We start from the raw sequence: 17,124 nt of genomic DNA on the forward strand, positions 1-17,124 counted from the left end.
GGGCACGCAGGCAGAGAGCGGGATCGGTAGTCATGAAACACGGTAAGTACCGTTTCATCGCGGGGTTCTTGGTGCTCCCGCTGGCGATTTATGCGATCTTCGTGATCTCGCCATTCCTCCAGGCCATCTACTACTCCTTCACGGACTGGACCGGACTGAGTCCGGACTTGCAGGTGGTCGGGTTCGACAATTACGCCCGCCTCTTCCAGGACGAGGTGTTCTGGGCCGCGGTGGGCAACAGCGTCACGCTGTTGCTGCTGCTGCCGGTGGTGACGCTCTCGCTCGGGCTGTTCTTCGCGTTCATGCTCAACGTCGGTGGCCGCCGCCGGAAGAAGGCGGTCATCGGCGGGGTGCGCGGCTCGGGCGCGTACAAAATCCTCTACTTCTTCCCGCAGGTGCTGTCGGTCCCGATCGTGGCGCTGCTCTTCCAGTTCGCCTACAACCCGGAGAGCGGCGCCCTGAACGCGTTCTTCGAAGCGATCGGGCTCGACGGTGTGCAGCCCGACTGGCTGGGGGATCCGCAGCTCGCGCTGTGGTGCGTGATGGCCGCCATGGTGTGGGCCAATGTCGGTTTCTACGTCGTGCTGTTCTCGGCCGGTATGAGTTCCATTCCGAAGGACTTCTACGAGGCCGCGCTGCTGGACGGCGCGAACCGCTTCAACACCTTCTTCCGGATCACCCTGCCGCTGCTGTGGGACACCGTGCAGACCGGCTGGATCTATATGGGGATTCTCGCCCTGGACGTTTCGGCCTTCGCGTTCGTGCAGATCATGAGCGTCGGCCCGGGCGGTCCCGACTATTCGACCGAGGTCCTTCCGCTGTACGTGTACCAGAAGACGTTCCGCGACGGTCAGGCCGGTTATGCGACCGCCATCGGCGTTTCCCTGCTGATCGTGACCCTGATCTTCTCGGGCATCGTCATGCGGCTGGGACGCCGCGAGCGACTGGAGTTCTGATGAGCGCGCAGACCGACCCCGCGGACCTCCCGGGCGTCACCAAGGAGCAGGGGCCGCCCGGCGGGGCCACCTCACGGGTGCCCGGACCGCGCGCCGGACGCGGCGGCCCGGACGGCACGGCCGGCCGGGACGGCGGCGGCGAGGGCCGGGTCCTCAACGTCTTCTCGCACGGAGTCCTGGTCATCTGGGGCCTGTTGGTGACCATGCCGCTGCTCTGGGCGGTGGTCAGCTCCTTCAAGGACGACACCGAGATCTTCGGCTCGCCCTGGAGCCTGCCCTCGGTGCTGCACTTCGACAACTGGGCCCGCGCCTGGGACAAGGCGAACATGGGCCAGTACTTCCTCAACTCGCTTATCGTCGTGGGGGGTTCGCTGATCGGCACGATGCTGCTCGGGTCGATGGCGGCCTATGTGCTGGCCCGCTTCGACTTCCCCGGCAACCGCTTCCTCTACTTCCTGTTCGTCGGCGGCATGGGCTTCCCGGTCATCCTGGCGCTGGTGCCGCTGTTCTTCGTCATGAAGAACATGACGCTGCTGGACAGCTACCACGGCCTGATCCTGGTCTACATCGCCTATTCGCTGCCGTTCACGGTCTTCTTCCTGAGCGGCTTCTTCCGGACGTTGCCCACTTCGGTGGCCGAGGCCGCGCTGATCGACGGCGCCTCGCACACCCGCACCTTCTTCCAGGTCATGCTGCCGATGGCCAAACCCGGTCTGATCAGCGTCGGGATCTTCAACTTCCTCGGGCAGTGGAACCAGTACCTGCTGCCGACGGTGCTCAACGTCGGTGATCCGGACAAGAAGATGCTCACCCAGGGACTGGTGGCCCTGGCGGTGAGCCAGGGGTACAAGGGCGACTGGTCGGGACTGTTCGCGGGTCTGACGATCGCGATGCTCCCGGTTCTCGCCGCCTACATCATCTTCCAGCGCCAGGTGGTGGCCGGGCTGACCGCCGGCGCGCTCAAGTAGTGCCTGATCAGACCGTGCCTCCCGCCGGATTGCCGGCGGGAGGCCGGTGCGCTGTGCTGGTTTCGGGGTGCCTGGAGGACTTGACGGGAGGTGGCCCGGGCGGCTCAGCTTAGATTCACATGTTGGAGACAAGCCGGGCCCCGCTGCTGTGGTCCGGCAAGGCGGGCGGTCGTCGCGCCGTCCGTCCCAGGCGGGAGTGGATGAGTCGATGGAGACTCCGGGGTCGCAGTCCTCGCTGCACCGGGCCAATCTGGAGCGGGTGGTACGCGCCGTACGCATGGCGGGCTCGCTCACGCAGGCGGAGATCGCCCGGAGCACGGGGCTGTCCGCGGCCACCGTCTCCAACATCGTCCGGGAACTGAAGGACGGCGGCACCGTCGAGGTCACCCCCACGTCGGCGGGCGGCCGGCGGGCGCGCAGCGTCTCGCTCTCCGGCGACGCGGGCATCGTCGTGGGCGTCGACTTCGGCCACTCCCACCTGCGGGTGGCGGTCGGCAACCTGGCGCACCAGGTGCTCGCCGAGGAGGCCGAGCCGATCGATGTGGACGCCTCCGCCGCGGAGGGCTTCGACCGCGCGGAAGTACTGGTCAACCGGCTGATCGAGGCGACCGGCATCGGCGCGGACAAGGTCATCGGCGTCGGCCTGGGCGTGCCCGGCCCGATCGACGTGGAATCCGGGACGCTGGGCTCGACCGCGATCCTGCCGGGCTGGACGGGCACGAACCCCCGCCAGGAGCTGTCCGGGCGGCTGGGCGTCCCCGTCTACGTCGACAACGACGCCAACCTCGGTGCGCTGGGCGAGCTGGTCTGGGGCGGGGGCCGCGGGGCCGCCGACCTCGCGTACATCAAGGTCGCCAGTGGTGTCGGTGCCGGGCTGGTGATCAGCGGGCAGATCTACCGCGGGCCGGGCGGTACCGCGGGCGAGATAGGGCACATCACGCTGGACGAGTCCGGGCCGGTGTGCCGCTGCGGCAACCGCGGCTGCCTGGAGACCTTCACCGCGGCCCGGTACGTCCTGCCGCTGCTGCAGCCGAGCCACGGACCCGATCTGACCATGGCGCGGGTGGTCCAGCTGGCCCGCGAGGGCGACCCGGGCTGCCGGCGGGTCATCGCGGACGTAGGCCGCCATATCGGAAGCGGTGTGGCCAACCTGTGCAATCTGCTCAATCCCAGCCGAGTGGTGCTCGGCGGCGATCTCGCCGACGCCGGTGAGCTGGTGCTCGCGCCGATCCGCGAATCCGTCTCCCGGTACGCAATTCCCAGCGCCGCACGGCAGTTGGGCATCGTCACCGGCACGCTCGGCGGTCGCGCCGAGGTGCTGGGCGCCCTGGCGCTGGTGCTGAGCGAGATGGGCGATTCGTCGCTGCTCGACGGCGCTCAGAACGTGGACGCACCCGCCCTGGCATAAGCGCTCTGCGTTCACACAGCTAACGCATGGCACCGTTGTCATCTCGTTAAGGATTTACTCCTTGACGGTCGGCTAGCGGCCGAGTTGACTTCCCCCACCTCGGCCGCAAGGACGCGGCCTCGTCAGGGAGGCAACCCCAATGAACGTTTGGACGCGTCGCGTCGTCATAGGCACCGCCGCCGTCTCGATGGCCCTCTCCGTGGCCGCCTGCGGCAAGGCCGGTGACAACGCCAAGGGCGGCGGTGGCGACAACAAGACCATCGGCCTGCTCCTGCCGGAGAACAAGACCACGCGTTACGAGACCTTCGACCGTCCGATGATGGAGGCGAAGATCAAGGAACTGTGCAGCGACTGCACGGTCAAGTACAACAACGCGGCGCAGGAGACCGAGACCCAGAAGAAGCAGTTCGACGCGCTGATCACCCAGGGCGTGAAGGTGATCATCCTGGACCCGGTCGACTACAAGGCCACCCAGTCGTGGGTGAACCAGGCCGCCAAGAAGGGCGTCAAGGTCATCGCCTACGACCGTCTGGCCGAGGGCAAAATTTCGGCCTATGTCTCCTACGACAACGAGAAGATCGGCCGCCTCCAGGGTGAGGCGCTGGTCAAGGCGCTCGGCGACAAGGCCAAGGACAGCAATGTCGTCATGATCAACGGCTCGCCGACCGACCCGAACATGCCGTTCTTCAAGAAGGGCGCCCACAGCGTCCTCGACAAGCAGGTCAAGAAGATCGCGTACGAGCAGGACATCCCCGACTGGTCCTCGGACGAGGCCAACAAGAAGATGAACGCCGCCCTCGACTCGCTGGGCAAGGACGGCATCCAGGGCGTCTACTCCGGCAACGACGGCATGGCCGGCGGCATCATCACCGCGCTCAAGCAGAAGGGCGTCAAGGTCCCGGTCGGCGGCCAGGACGCCGAGCTCGCGGGTCTGCAGCGGCTCCTCAAGGGCGACCAGGCGTTCACCATCTACAAGCAGATCAAGCCGCAGGCCGACTCCACGGCCGAGATCGCGGTCAAGCTGCTCAAGGGCGAGAAGATCGACTCCCTGACGTCCACCAAGGTCGACAGCCTCAGCGGCGCGGTCAAGGGCATCCCCGCCAAGCTCTACGACGCGCAGATCGTGACCAAGGACAACATCGCCTCCACGATCATCAAGGACAAGGTCTACAAGGCGAGCCAGATCTGCACCGGCGACGTCAAGAAGGCCTGCGCCGCGGCCGGCATCAAGTAGCCGGCGACAGCACCTACGCCACACCAACCACGCGGCGCCACCCCCTCGGTACCGCGTAAGGCCTCCGGCCCCGGCCCGCGCCGACCCGTTCCGGGCGCGGGCGGGGCCCTCCCCCGCATCCCCTCGGCTCGTAGAGCACCCCTCTGACCGCTCGCAGAGCCCCCCTCTTCGCACCACCATGCCCCCCGCCGTTGTGACGGCGGCGAAGGAGATGATTCACGTGTCCGCTACGCCTGTGCTGGCGTTGCGCGGAATCTCCAAGCGGTTCGGCGCCGTCCAGGCACTCACGGACGTCACGCTGGAGATCCACCCCGGTGAGGTGGTCGCCCTCGTGGGCGACAACGGCGCCGGCAAGTCCACCCTGGTCAAGACCATTTCGGGCGTCCACCCGGTCGACGACGGCACCATCGAGTGGGAGGGCGAGGCGGTCCGCATCAACAAGCCGCACGACGCCCAGGAGCTCGGCGTCGCCACCGTCTACCAGGACCTCGCGCTCTGCGACAACCTCGACGTCGTCGCCAACCTCTTCCTCGGCAACGAGAGCCGCACCGTCGGCATCCTCGACGAGATCGCCATGGAGAAGCGCGCCAAGGAACTGCTCGACACCCTCTCCATCCGCATCCCCAGCGTCCGCATTCCGGTCGCCGCGCTCTCCGGCGGCCAGCGGCAGGTCGTCGCCATCGCCCGTGCGCTGATCGGCGACCCGAAGATCGTCATCCTCGACGAGCCCACCGCCGCGCTCGGCGTCGAGCAGACCGCGCAGGTCCTCGACCTGGTCGAGCGGCTGCGCGAGCGCGGCCTGGGCGTCATCCTCATCAGCCACAACATGGCCGATGTGCAGGCCGTCGCGGACCGGGTCGCGGTGCTGCGGCTGGGCCGCAACAACGGTGTCTTCGACGTCGAGGGCACCTCCCACGAAGAGATCATCGCCGCCATCACGGGTGCCTCGGACAACGCGGTGACCCGCCGCAAGGCGCGCACGGACCAGGTGAAGAAGGAGGCCGGGGCATGAGCGACCTCACCAAGGAGCCGGCGGGCGGCGCCACGGAGGCTGCGGCCGACGCCGCCGCGGAGACCGCGACGGACACCGTGACGGAGTCCCCGTCCGACGCCGCCGCGGAGACCGCGGAAACCGCGGAGGCCACCGCCGCCGACGCCCCCCAGCCCGCCGCCGTCGACCCCCGGCTGCTGGTCCGGGAAGCGGGCCTGGCCGGCTACCTCGCCGACTTCAAGCGCCGGGTGCGCGGCGGTGAGCTGGGCTCGCTGCCGGTCGTCATCGGCCTGATCGTCATCGCGATCGTCTTCCAGCTCAAGAACAGCAGCTTCCTGTCGGCGGACAGCCTCGCGAACATCGGTGTCTACACCTCCGGCCTCGGCATCATGGCCGTCGGCATCGTCTTCGTCCTGCTGCTCGGTGAGATCGATCTCTCCGTCGGCTCGGTCGCCGGCGTCGGCGCGGCCGTCTGGGCGGTGCTCAGCGTCACCCACGGGGTCAGCGACTGGCTCGCGGTCCTGATCGCCATCGCGGCCGGTGTGGTCATCGGCGTCATCCATGGCTTCTTTTTCGCCAAGATCGGCGTTCCGGCGTTCGTCGTCACCCTGGCCGGATTCCTCGGCTGGAGCGGTCTGCAGATCTGGATGATGGGCCAGGAAGGCTCGATCAACACGCCGAGCGGCAGCCTGGTCGAGAACCTCACCGGCTACTACTTCGAGGACAAGGCCGCCGCGTACGGCCTCGCGCTGGTCGCGGTCCTCGCGTACGCCGGTTCGCTGCTGCTGGACAGCAAGCGCCGCAAGGCCGCCGCGCTGACCTCCCGGCCGCTCAGCGAGATCCTGCTGCGCACCGGTGTGGTCGCGGTGATCGCCTTCGTGGTCGCCTACGTCCTCAACGAGCCGGCCGGTGCCCGCGGGCTCCCGCTCGCCCTGGTGCTGTTCCTGGCCGTGCTGGTCATCGCCGACTTCGTGGTGCGCCGCACCTCGTACGGACGGCAGATCTTCGCGGTCGGCGGCAACGCCGAGGCGGCCCGCCGGGCCGGTATCAACGTGAACAAGATCCGGATCAGCGTCTTCGCGATCTCCGGGATGCTCGCCGCCTTCGGCGGTCTCTTCATCGCCAGCCTCTCCGGTGGCGCCACGAAGAACCTCGGTTCCGGCAACACCCTGATGAACGTCATCGCGGCGGCGGTCATCGGCGGCACCAGCCTCTTCGGCGGCCGCGGCAAGATCTGGTCCGCGCTGCTGGGCATGCTGGTCATCCAGTCCATCCAGCAGGGTCTGAACCTGCTGGGCATGGCGAGTGAGATCCAGTACATGATCACCGGCGCGGTGCTGCTGGCCGCGGTCGTGATCGACTCGGTGTCGCGGCGCACCCAAAAGACCGCTGGGCGCACCTGACCGCGGGTCGTATCTCGTGTGCAGCAGCGCCATCAGCGCACGTAACCGCAGGTCGTTTCACGGGTGCGGCAGCGCCATCAGGCGCACGTAGCCGCGGGTCGTTTCTCGGGTGCAGCAGCGCCGCCAGGCGTACCTGACCGCACACCGCCGGCCTCCGGCGATGTGGTCGTCGGCCCCCACCGGGCGTGTCCCGGTGGGGGCCGAAACGTGTTCCTGGAGGCATTTCCAGGGCGGCCGAAAGACGGCTTTCACCCGAGTGACATACATCGCAAGGCCCGGGCGTCGCCGCAGCGGGCGCGACATTAGACTCATCTGATCGGCAAGCTCGATCGATCGACGGCAGCAGCAGCAAGCAGCAAGGAGGCAGGGGTGGCGTTGCTTTCCCGTATCAGGGGACCGCGCGATCTGGACCGACTGGGCCCGGAGCAGCTGGAGCAGCTGGCGGGGGAGATCCGTTCCTTCCTTGTCGACGCGGTCTCCAAGACCGGCGGCCACCTCGGCCCGAATCTCGGTGTGGTCGAGCTGACCATCGCCCTGCACCGGGTCTTCGACTCACCCAAGGACCGGGTCCTCTTCGACACCGGCCACCAGTCCTACGTCCACAAGCTGCTCACCGGCCGTCAGGACTTCTCCAGGCTGCGGGCCAAGGGCGGTCTGTCGGGCTACCCCTCGCGGGCGGAGTCGGCGCACGACGTCATCGAGAACAGCCACGCCTCGACGGTGCTGGGCTGGGCGGACGGTCTGGCCAAGGCCAATCAGGTGCGCGGGAAGAAGGACCATGTCGTCGCGGTCATCGGCGACGGCGCGCTGACCGGCGGGATGGCCTGGGAGGCGCTGAACAACATCGCGGTCGCCAAGGACCGCCCGCTGGTCATCGTCGTCAACGACAACGAGCGCTCCTACGCGCCGACCATCGGCGGGCTGGCCAACCACCTCGCCACCTTGCGCACCACGGACGGCTACGAGCGTTTCCTGGCGCGCGGCAAGGACCTGCTGGAGCGCACCCCGGTCGTCGGCAAACCGCTCTACGAGACGCTGCACGGCGCCAAGAAGGGCCTGAAGGACTTCATCGCGCCGCAGGGCATGTTCGAGGACCTGGGCCTGAAGTACGTCGGCCCGATCGACGGCCATGACATGGAGGCGCTGGAGTCCGCGCTGCAGCGCGCCAAGCGATTCGGCGGCCCGGTCATCGTGCACTGCCTCACCGAGAAGGGCCGCGGCTACAAGCCGGCCGAGCAGGACGAGGCGGACCGTTTCCACGGCATCGGCGTCATCCACCCCGACACGGGGCTGCCGGTGGCCTCCGGCGGTGCCAGCTGGACCTCCGTCTTCGGCGACGAGATGGTCGAGCTGGGCCGGGAGCGCGACGACATCGTGGCGATCACCGCGGCGATGCTGCAGCCGGTGGGCCTGGGCAAGTTCGCCAAGGCGTTCCCCGACCGGGTCTACGACGTGGGCATCGCCGAGCAGCACGCGGCCGTCTCCGCGGCGGGCCTGGCCACCGGCGGCCTGCACCCGGTCTTCGCGGTCTACGCCACCTTCCTCAACCGCGCCTTCGACCAGATCCTGATGGACGTCGCGCTGCACAAGTGCGGTGTGACCTTCGTCCTGGACCGGGCCGGTGTCACCGGCGACGACGGCGCCTCGCACAACGGCATGTGGGACATGTCCCTGCTCCAGGTCGTCCCGGGCCTGCGGATCGCCGCCCCGCGCGACGCCGACCAGGTGCGCGCGCAGCTGCGCGAGGCCGTCGAGGTCAAGGACGCACCGACCGTCGTGCGCTACTCCAAGGGCAAGGTCGGCCCCGCCGTCGAGGCGGTGCGCCGGGTCGGCGGCATGGACGTGCTGCGCGAGCCCGCCAGCGCGGTCGAGCGGCCGGACGTGCTGCTGGTGTCCGTGGGTGCGCTCGCCCCGATGTGCCTGGAGATCGCCGACCTCCTCGACAAGCAGGGCATCTCCACGACCGTCGTGGATCCGCGGTGGGTCAAGCCGGTCGACGAGGCGCTGCCCGGCCTGGCGGCCCGGCACCGGGTCGTCATCACCGTCGAGGACAACTCCCGGAGCGGCGGCGTCGGTTCGGCGATCGCGCAGGCACTGCGGGACGCCGGTGTGGACCTGCCGCTGCGGGACTTCGGCATCCCCGAGCGGTTCCTGGACCACGCCTCCCGCAAGGAGGTCATGGCGGAGATCGGGCTCACCGCCCCCGACATCGCCCGCCAGGTGACCGGCCTGGTCGCCAAGATCGACAACCGCGACGAGGACACCGCCGGCGCCGCGCCGACCGAGGACGCCGCCGGTGCCCAGGGCACGGCGGAGCCCGCCGAGGTCGCCCGCGACTGACTCCCGCGCACTGCTGCCGATGGGCCGGCCGGTCATCCGTACGGATGTTCCGCCCGGCCCATCGGCATCACGGCAACCGCACCCCATCGGGTGAATCCCCACCGCCCGGGGGCCCGCCGAAGCTGACTGTTTCACGCCATTGCGGAGACTCGGTCAGTTCAGGAGAGTTGCCAGGGTCGTCCAGGCGGAGGTTCGCCCATGAGCACACAGCACGGACCACACATCGGACCACGACACACGGCGCGGCGGGACAGCGGCCTGTTCCGCACCAAAACCGTCGAGCAGTCGATCCAGGACACCGAAGAGCCGGAACACACCCTCAAGAAGTCCCTCTCGGCGCTCGACCTGACCGTGTTCGGCGTCGGTGTCATCATCGGCACCGGCATCTTCGTCCTCACCGGAAAGATCGCCAAGGAACAGGCCGGACCGGCCGTCGCGCTGTCCTTCATCACCGCCGGCGTGGTCTGCGCGCTGGCGGCCCTGTGTTACGCGGAGTTCGCCTCCACCGTGCCGGTCGCCGGATCGGCCTACACCTTCTCCTACGCCTCACTGGGCGAGCTGCCCGCCTGGATCATCGGCTGGGACCTGATCCTGGAACTCGCCCTGGGGTGCGCGGTGGTCGCGGTCGGCTGGTCCGGCTACATCCGCTCCCTGCTGGACACCGCCGGATGGCATCTGCCCGCCGGCCTCGCCGGCACGCACGAGGGTCACTTCGGGTTCGATCTGCTCGCCTGCGTCCTCGTGCTCGTCCTGACCGGCATCCTCGTCCTCGGGATGAAGCTGTCCTCCCGGGTGACCGGCGTGGTCGTGGCGATCAAGGTGACCGTGGTCCTGCTGGTCATCATCGCCGGGGCCTTCCTGATCAGCGGCGCCAACTACCAGCCGTTCGTCCCGCCCAGCCAGCCGACCGCAGCCGGAGCCGGGGTGTCCGCACCCCTGATCGAGCTCATCTTCGGGTTCACCCCGTCCCACTTCGGCGCCATGGGCATCTTCGCCGGCGCGGCGGTGGTCTTCTTCGCGTTCATCGGCTTCGACGTCGTCGCCACCGCCGCCGAGGAGACCCGCCATCCGCAGCGCGACGTGCCGCGCGGCATCCTCGGCTCCCTGGCCATCTGCACCCTGCTGTACGTCGCGGTCTCGGTCGTGGTCACCGGCATGGAGAACTACCACAAGCTCTCGGTCGACGCCCCGCTCGCGGACGCGTTCAAGGACCTCGGCAAACCGTTCTTCGCCGATGTCATCAGCTTCGGCGCCGCGGTCGGCCTGACCTCGGTCTGCATGATCCTGCTGCTCGGCCAGAGCCGGGTGTTCTTCGCGATGAGCCGGGACGGGCTGCTGCCGCGGGTGTTCTCCCGCGCCCACCCGCGGTTCGGCACGCCCTACCGCTCGACCATCGCACTCGGCGTCATCGTCGCCGTCGTCTCCGGCTTCACCTCGATCGACGTGCTCGCCGAACTGGTCAACATCGGCACGCTCTTCGCGTTCGTGGTCGTCGCCGTCGGCGTCATCCTGCTCCGCCGCTCCCGCCCCGACCTGCCCCGCTCCTTCCGCACCCCGTGGGTGCCGGTGGTGCCGGTGCTGTCGGTCCTCGCCTCGCTCTGGCTGATGCTCAACCTGCCCGCCGAGACCTGGATCCGCTTCGCGATCTGGATGGCGATCGGCTTCGTCATCTACTTCCTCTACGGCAGATCGCACAGCCGCCTCGGCCTCCGCAACCGGCAGAACAACGGCTAGCGCGGCCCGCCCCACGGATCACCCGGGCCGGCCGGGACCCCGACCGGACCTGCCCGACCCGGGTGATCCGTGAGAACTCCGTACGCAACGACCCTACGAACCGGCCGCCGTCGGGTTGACCGTGCTCCAGTCCTCCTTGCCGCGGCCCTCGGCCAGTGCCGTACCGAACAGGGACAGCACGCCGTCCAGGACCGGGTGCGGGAGCCCGCCGGCCATGCGGGCCGCGTACGTGAGGTCCTTGTGGGCCCACTCCGCCGAGAAGTTGACCGGCTCCGGCGGGGCCAGATAGCTGTTCCAGGCCAGCTCGGTGACCACGCCGCCGGGCCGGTCCAGCAGGGCCGCGCCGACCTGCCCGGTGTCCAGCCCGGCCGCCTCCGCCAGCCGCAGCGCCTCCCCGAAGCCCGCCAGGTGGATCGCCTGGAGGGCGTTCAGCACCAGCTTGAAGCGGGTGCCCGCGCCGGCCGGACCGAAGTGCTTGACCTCCCTGGAGACCGCGTCGAGCACCGGTGCGAGCGGCGGCAGCGCCTCCTGGTCACCGCCGGCGAGCAGCACCAGGTTCCCGGTCCGGGCGCCGGCCGCGCCACCGGTGAGCGGCATGTCGAAGAAGACGGACCCGCGGTCGGCGCACGCCGCGGCGAGCTCCTCCACCCACCCCACGGACAGCGTCGCCGAAGTGATCAGCACCGCCGGCGCCGGGGCCCCCACCAGAATGCCGTCGGCCCCCAGCCACACCTCGCGGGAGGAGGTGTCGTCGGCCGTGACCTCGAAGACCACCTCCGCGCGGGCGACCGCGGCCGCCGGGCTCCCGGCCACCACGGCCCCGGCCGCCACCAGGTCCGCGGCCCGCTCCGGGGTGCGGTTCCAGACCACCACCTCGTGCCCGTTCTTCAGCAGGTTCTCGGCCATGCCCCGACCCATGATGCCCAGGCCCACCACTGCGACGCTCGCCACTTCGACTCTCCCGTTCCGCCGGCCCGCCGACGCGGTCCGGCACCTCCTCGGTACGGAAGAAGTCTGCGCCCCGGGGCCCCGGACGTGGGAGACCCGCCCAAGGGGGGCCCTCGCAGGGCCCCGCACCGGGATCCGGCGAGGGGCATACTCAACGGGTGGAGAACAACACGGGGTTGGGAGAGTTCCTGCGCGCCCGCCGCGCCCGGGTGGCGCCGCAGGACGCGGGTCTGCCGGGCACCACCGGCCGGCGCCGCACCGCGGGCCTGCGCCGGGAGGAGGTGGCGATGCTCGCCGGGGTGAGCATCGAGTACTACCGGCGGCTGGAGCAGGGCAAGCAGAACCGCCCGAGCGCGGCGGTCCTGGAGGCCGTCGCAGGCGTACTGCGCCTCGACGACGACGAGCGGGCGCATCTCTACGCGCTCGCCCGCGCGGCTTCCCCGGCCGCCCCCGGCCCGTCCCGCGAACCGGAGCCCCCGTCGCGGACCCTGCGCCCGGACGTCCTGCGGATGCTCGACATCGTCGCACCCTGCCCGGCGTACGTACTGGGCCGGTCCAACGACCTGCTGGCCGCCAACACCGCCGGGATGTGGCTGCTGCCCGGCATCGAGGAGTGGCCGGTCCGCCGGCGCAACACCGCGCGCTACACCTTCCTGCACCCGCGCGCCCGCACCCTCTACGGCAACTGGGACGAGCTCGCCGCGGCGACGGTGGCCCATCTGCGGGCCGTCTCCGGCGCCCACCCGGACGCACCCGACCTCACCACCCTGATCGGTGAACTCACCGTCAAGAGCGCGGAGTTCGCGACCCTCTGGCAGCGTTACGACGTGCGCTCACGGACCAACGGCCGCAAGTGCTTCGCGGATTCGGCGGTCGGGCGGATGGACCTGAGCTACGAGGCGTACACGGTGGCCCGTACCGACGGCCACCGCCTCGTCGTCTACCAGGCCGAGCCCGGCACCCCGGACCACGACGCGATGCTCCTGCTGAGCCTCGCGGACGCACCGGCCGCCCCGTCGGCGCCCTGAGAAGCCGGACCGCCGTCGCCGCTTCCGGGCGCGGCCGCCGCGCGCGTCACGTGCGTCCGCGCCCCCGGACCGCCCGCGGCCCGGTCACCCGGGCGCCCAGCGCCTGGACGCGGTCGCGCAGTCCACGGTCCGCGGTGACCACCAGGCAGTCCCGCCCGGCGCCCTCGTCCGCGACCAGTTCCACGATCTTGTCGTCGCCGCTGCCGGGCGCCGGAACCACCCGTACGCCCGCCACGGACGTCACCCCGCGCGCCGCGCCCTCCACCACGAGGACCAGCTCCAGGGGTGGTTCGGCGAGGCCCGGCAGCCCGTCCGCGGCGTAGGCCGGCAGGGTGTCGCGGAGCCGTTCCGCCGCGCCGTGCCGGTCCCGCCACCAGCCGTCGGGGACCGAGCCCACGACGTTCGCGGCATCGACGATGACCAAGGTATCCATGGCGCCACCCTGCCATGCCGGGGCGCCGGCGGCTCCCGCCCGGACATACGGCAGCGCGGGCCGGCTCCGCCGAGCCGGCCCGCGCCTTCGTACCGAGCCGCGTTACGCGGGCACGCTGGCCACGCCCGGGGCCAGGAACTTCTTGCCGGTCACCCGCTCGGCGACGCCCTCCCGGTCCAGGTACGGCGTGATGCCGCCCAGGTGGAAGGGCCAGCCGGCGCCGGTGATCAGGCACAGGTCGATGTCCTGCGCCTCGGCCACCACGCCCTCGTCGAGCATGATGCCGATCTCCTCGGCGACCGCGTCGAGCACCCGGTCGCGGACCTGGGTCTCGGTCAGCACCGAGTCGCCCTGCTTGAGCAGCGCGGCAACCTCGGGGTCCAGCTCCGGCTTGCCGCTGTCGTAGACGTAGAAGCCGCGCTTGCCGGCCTCGACGACCGCCTTGAGGTTCGGCGACACCTTGAAGCGGTCCGGGAAGGCCCGGTTGAGGGTCTCCGAGACGTGCAGGCCGATCGCGGGGCCGACCAGCTCCAGCAGCACCAGCGGGGACATCGGCAGGCCGAGCGGCTCGATGGCCTTCTCGGCGACCTCGACCGGGGTGCCCTCGTCGATGACGTTCTGGATCTCGCCCATGAAGCGGGTCAGGATGCGGTTCACGACGAACGCCGGGGCGTCCTTGGTGAGGACCGCGGTCTTCTTCAGCTTCTTGGCGACGCCGAAGGCCGTGGCCAGCGCGGCGTCGTCGGTCTTCTCGCCGCGCACGATCTCCAGCAGCGGCAGGATCGCGACCGGGTTGAAGAAGTGGAAGCCGACGACCCGCTCGGGGTGCTGGAGCTTCGACGCCATCTCGGTCACCGACAGCGAGGAGGTGTTGGTGGCGAGGATCGCGTGCGCCGGGGCGACCGCCTCGACCTCCGCGAACACCTGCTGCTTGACGCCGATCTCCTCGAAGACGGCCTCGATGATGAAGTCCGCGTCCGCGAAGCCCTCGGCCTTGTCCAGGACACCGGTCACCAGGGCCTTGAGGCGGTTGGCCTTGTCCTGGTTGATCCGGCCCTTGCCCAGCAGCTTGTCGATCTCGCCGTGGACGTAGCCGACGCCCTTGTCGATGCGCTCCTGGTCGATGTCGGTGAGGACCACCGGCACCTCCAGGCGGCGCAGGAACAGCAGCGCCAGCTGAGAGGCCATCAGACCGGCGCCGACGACGCCGACCTTGCTGACCGGGCGGGCCAGGTTCTTGTCCGGGGCGCCGGCGGGCCGCTTGGCGCGCTTCTGCACCAGGTTGAACGAGTAGATGCCGGCGCGGAGTTCGCCGCCCATGATGAGGTCGGCGAGCGCCTGGTCCTCGGCGTCGAAACCGGCCTGCAGGTCACCGCTCTTGGCGGCCGCGATGATGTCCAGCGCGCGGTAGGCGGCCGGGGCGGCGCCGTGCACCTTGCCGTCGGCGATGAAGCGGCCCTTGGCGACGGCCTGGTCCCAGGCCTCGCCGCGGTCGACCTCGGGACGCTCGACGGTGACGTCACCCTTGAGCACCTGCGCAGTCCAGATCAGCGACTGCTCCAGGAAGTCCGCGCCCTCGAAGATCGCGTCGGCGATGCCGAGGTCGAAGACCTGCTGGCCCTTGAGCTGCTTGTTCTGGTTGAGCGAGTTCTCGATGATGACCGAGACGGCCTTGTCGGCACCGATGAGGTTCGGCAGCAGGGCGCAGCCGCCCCAGCCGGGGACCAGACCGAGGAAGACCTCGGGCAGCGAGAAGGCCGGCAGGGCCTTGGAGACCGTGCGGTACGAGCAGTGCAGACCGACCTCGACGCCACCGCCCATCGCGGCACCGTTGTAGTACGCGAAGGTCGGCACGGCGAGCCCGGAGAGCCGCTTGAAGACCTCGTGGCCGCCCTTGCCGATGGCCAGCGCGTCCTCGTGCTTCTTCAGCAGCTCGACGCCCTTGAGGTCGGCGCCGACCGCGAAGATGAACGGCTTGCCGGTGATGCCGGCGCCGACGATCTCGCCGTCCGCGGCCTCCTTCTCGACCTGGTCGAGCGCGGCGTTGAGGTTCGCTAGCGAGCCCGGGCCGAAGGTGGTCGGCTTGGTGTGGTCGAAGCCGTTGTCCAGCGTGATGAGGGCGAACCGGCCCGCACCGAAGGGCAGGTCGAGGTGGCGGACGTGCGCCGACGTCACGACCTCGTCCGGGAACAGCTCGGCCGCGCCCTTGAGCAGCTCGGCGGTGGTGGTGGTGCTCACTTGCTGCCTCCGGCGTCCTTGTGGTTCGGGTTCTCCCAGATGACCGTCGCGCCCATGCCGAAGCCGACGCACATGGTGGTCAGGCCGTAACGGACCTCGGGCTGCTCCTCGAACTGGCGGGCCAGCTGGGTCATCAGCCGGACGCCGGAGGAGGCCAGCGGGTGGCCGAAGGCGATGGCGCCGCCGTACTGGTTGACCCGCTCGTCGTCGTCCGCGATGCCGTAGTGGTCGAGGAAGGCGAGGACCTGGACGGCGAACGCCTCGTTGATCTCGAACAGGCCGATGTCGCCGATGCCGAGGCCGGCCTTGGCGAGCGCCTTCTCCGTCGCCGGGATCGGGCCGTAGCCCATGACCTCGGGCTCGACGCCCGCGAAGGCGTAGGAGACCAGGCGCATCTTCACCGGGAGATCGTGCTCCCGGGCGAAGTCCTCGGACGCGATGATCGAGGCGGTGGCACCGTCGTTGAGACCGGCGGCGTTACCGGCGGTGACCCGGCCGTGCGTACGGAACGGGGTCTTGAGGCCCGCGAGGTTCTCCAGGGTGGTGCCCGGGCGCATCGGCTCGTCGGCGGTGACCAGGCCCCAACCGGTCTCGCCCACCTCGGCGTTGGTGTTGCGCACCGAGATCGGGACCAGGTCCTGCTGGATCTTGCCGTTGGCGTACGCCTTGGCGGCCTTCTCCTGCGAGCGCACCGCGTACTCGTCGGCGCGCAGCTTGGTGATCTGCGGGTAGCGGTCGTGGAGGTTCTCCGCGGTCATGCCCATGAACAGGGCCGACTCGTCGACCAGCTTCTCGCTGACGAAGCGGGGGTTGGGGTCGACCGCCTCGCCCATGGGGTGGCGGCCCATGTGCTCGACACCGCCGGCGATGACGGCGTCATAGGCGCCGAAGGCGATGGAGCCCGCGGTGGTCGTGACGGCCGTCAGCGCACCGGCACACATGCGGTCGATGGAGTAGCCGGGCACCGACTGCGGGAGGCCCGCGAGGATGCCGGCGGTGCGGCCGAGGGTCAGGCCCTGGTCGCCGATCTGGGTGGTGGCGGCGATGGCGACCTCGTCGATCTTCGCCGGGTCGAGACCGGGGTTGCGGCGCAGCAGCTCCCGGATCGACTTCACGACCAGGTCGTCGGCGCGGGTCTCGTGGTAGATGCCCTTCGGGCCCGCCTTGCCGAACGGGGTGCGGACGCCGTCGACGAAGACGACGTCCCTAGCGGTACGAGGCACGTTGGCTCTCCTCCAGGTGCGGGATGGCACTGCTGCGGGGCGCCCCCAGGGACGCTTCCCACCGACATGCTACTTACGGGTAACCAGCCTGCCCACCCCCACCGCCCGGAGCGGTGAAGGTCACACCGGATGGAGGTGTGGGGCAGGCCGGGGCGGCGCGTCGCCGAGGGGGAACGGGGCGGCGGAAGGTCGGTGATCGAAAACGTCCGGATGTCGTCGG

13 protein-coding genes are annotated in these 17,124 nt (G+C 69.9%); 9 read left to right on the forward strand and 4 right to left on the reverse strand.

Annotated features, from left to right (window positions below; translation table 11 throughout):
- Positions 1-32: 32 nt before the first annotated feature.
- From ACGF4C_RS04405 to ACGF4C_RS04440, 8 genes are all read left to right on the forward strand, one after another.
- The gene (locus ACGF4C_RS04405) at positions 33-956 is read left to right on the forward strand and encodes a carbohydrate ABC transporter permease (protein ID WP_393563157.1); all 924 of its coding nucleotides are present in this window, start codon (positions 33-35) and stop codon (positions 954-956) included.
- On the forward strand, positions 956-1,924 hold the full coding sequence (locus ACGF4C_RS04410) for a carbohydrate ABC transporter permease (RefSeq protein WP_393563159.1): 969 nt from the start codon (positions 956-958) through the stop codon (positions 1,922-1,924). Before ACGF4C_RS04405 ends, ACGF4C_RS04410 begins: the two co-directional genes overlap by 1 nt.
- A gap of 208 nt (positions 1,925-2,132) precedes the next feature.
- Positions 2,133-3,332, forward strand: coding sequence for an ROK family protein (locus ACGF4C_RS04415; protein WP_393563160.1), 1,200 nt, complete (start codon positions 2,133-2,135; stop codon positions 3,330-3,332).
- A gap of 139 nt (positions 3,333-3,471) precedes the next feature.
- A complete protein-coding gene (locus ACGF4C_RS04420) occupies positions 3,472-4,566 on the forward strand; it encodes a substrate-binding domain-containing protein (protein WP_393563161.1) in 1,095 nt (364 codons plus the stop codon).
- Positions 4,567-4,777: 211 nt separating this feature from the next.
- Complete coding sequence (locus ACGF4C_RS04425; RefSeq protein WP_201807370.1) at positions 4,778-5,578, forward strand: ATP-binding cassette domain-containing protein; 801 nt, start codon at positions 4,778-4,780, stop codon at positions 5,576-5,578.
- Positions 5,575-6,960 (forward strand): sugar ABC transporter permease, encoded by a 1,386-nt coding sequence (locus ACGF4C_RS04430; protein WP_393563163.1) that lies wholly within the window; start codon positions 5,575-5,577, stop codon positions 6,958-6,960. Before ACGF4C_RS04425 ends, ACGF4C_RS04430 begins: the two co-directional genes overlap by 4 nt.
- A 369-nt stretch (positions 6,961-7,329) precedes the next feature.
- Entirely contained in the window at positions 7,330-9,300 is a 1,971-nt protein-coding gene (gene dxs, locus ACGF4C_RS04435; protein WP_393563165.1) for a 1-deoxy-D-xylulose-5-phosphate synthase, read from the forward strand.
- Between the two features lie 198 nt (positions 9,301-9,498).
- The gene (locus ACGF4C_RS04440) at positions 9,499-11,034 is read left to right on the forward strand and encodes an amino acid permease (protein WP_393563166.1); all 1,536 of its coding nucleotides are present in this window, start codon (positions 9,499-9,501) and stop codon (positions 11,032-11,034) included.
- Between the two features lie 93 nt (positions 11,035-11,127).
- On the opposite strand, the gene ACGF4C_RS04445 is transcribed toward ACGF4C_RS04440, so the two are convergent.
- The gene (locus ACGF4C_RS04445) at positions 11,128-12,111 is read right to left on the reverse strand and encodes an NAD(P)-dependent oxidoreductase (RefSeq protein ID WP_393563168.1); all 984 of its coding nucleotides are present in this window, start codon (positions 12,109-12,111) and stop codon (positions 11,128-11,130) included.
- A gap of 29 nt (positions 12,112-12,140) precedes the next feature.
- On the opposite strand from ACGF4C_RS04445, the gene ACGF4C_RS04450 reads away from it, so the two are divergent.
- Positions 12,141-13,010, forward strand: a complete 870-nt coding sequence (locus tag ACGF4C_RS04450) for a helix-turn-helix transcriptional regulator (protein ID WP_393563169.1) — start codon at positions 12,141-12,143, stop codon at positions 13,008-13,010.
- A gap of 46 nt (positions 13,011-13,056) precedes the next feature.
- Here the strand turns inward: ACGF4C_RS04450 and ACGF4C_RS04455 are convergent, their stop codons facing one another.
- The 3 genes from ACGF4C_RS04455 to ACGF4C_RS04465 all read right to left on the reverse strand — a co-directional run bounded on the left by ACGF4C_RS04455 (position 13,057) and on the right by ACGF4C_RS04465 (position 16,904).
- Complete coding sequence (locus ACGF4C_RS04455) at positions 13,057-13,443, reverse strand: NTP pyrophosphohydrolase (protein WP_393563171.1); 387 nt, start codon at positions 13,441-13,443, stop codon at positions 13,057-13,059.
- Between the two features lie 102 nt (positions 13,444-13,545).
- On the reverse strand, positions 13,546-15,681 hold the full coding sequence (locus ACGF4C_RS04460; protein ID WP_362138778.1) for a 3-hydroxyacyl-CoA dehydrogenase NAD-binding domain-containing protein: 2,136 nt from the start codon (positions 15,679-15,681) through the stop codon (positions 13,546-13,548).
- A complete protein-coding gene (locus ACGF4C_RS04465; RefSeq protein WP_393563173.1) occupies positions 15,678-16,904 on the reverse strand; it encodes a thiolase family protein in 1,227 nt (408 codons plus the stop codon). Before ACGF4C_RS04465 ends, ACGF4C_RS04460 begins: the two co-directional genes overlap by 4 nt.
- Positions 16,905-17,124: the final 220 nt, after the last annotated feature.

The sequence above is a fragment of the Streptomyces sp. NPDC048197 genome, assembly GCF_043202395.1.
GTDB lineage: Bacteria > Actinomycetota > Actinomycetes > Streptomycetales > Streptomycetaceae > Streptomyces > Streptomyces siderophoricus.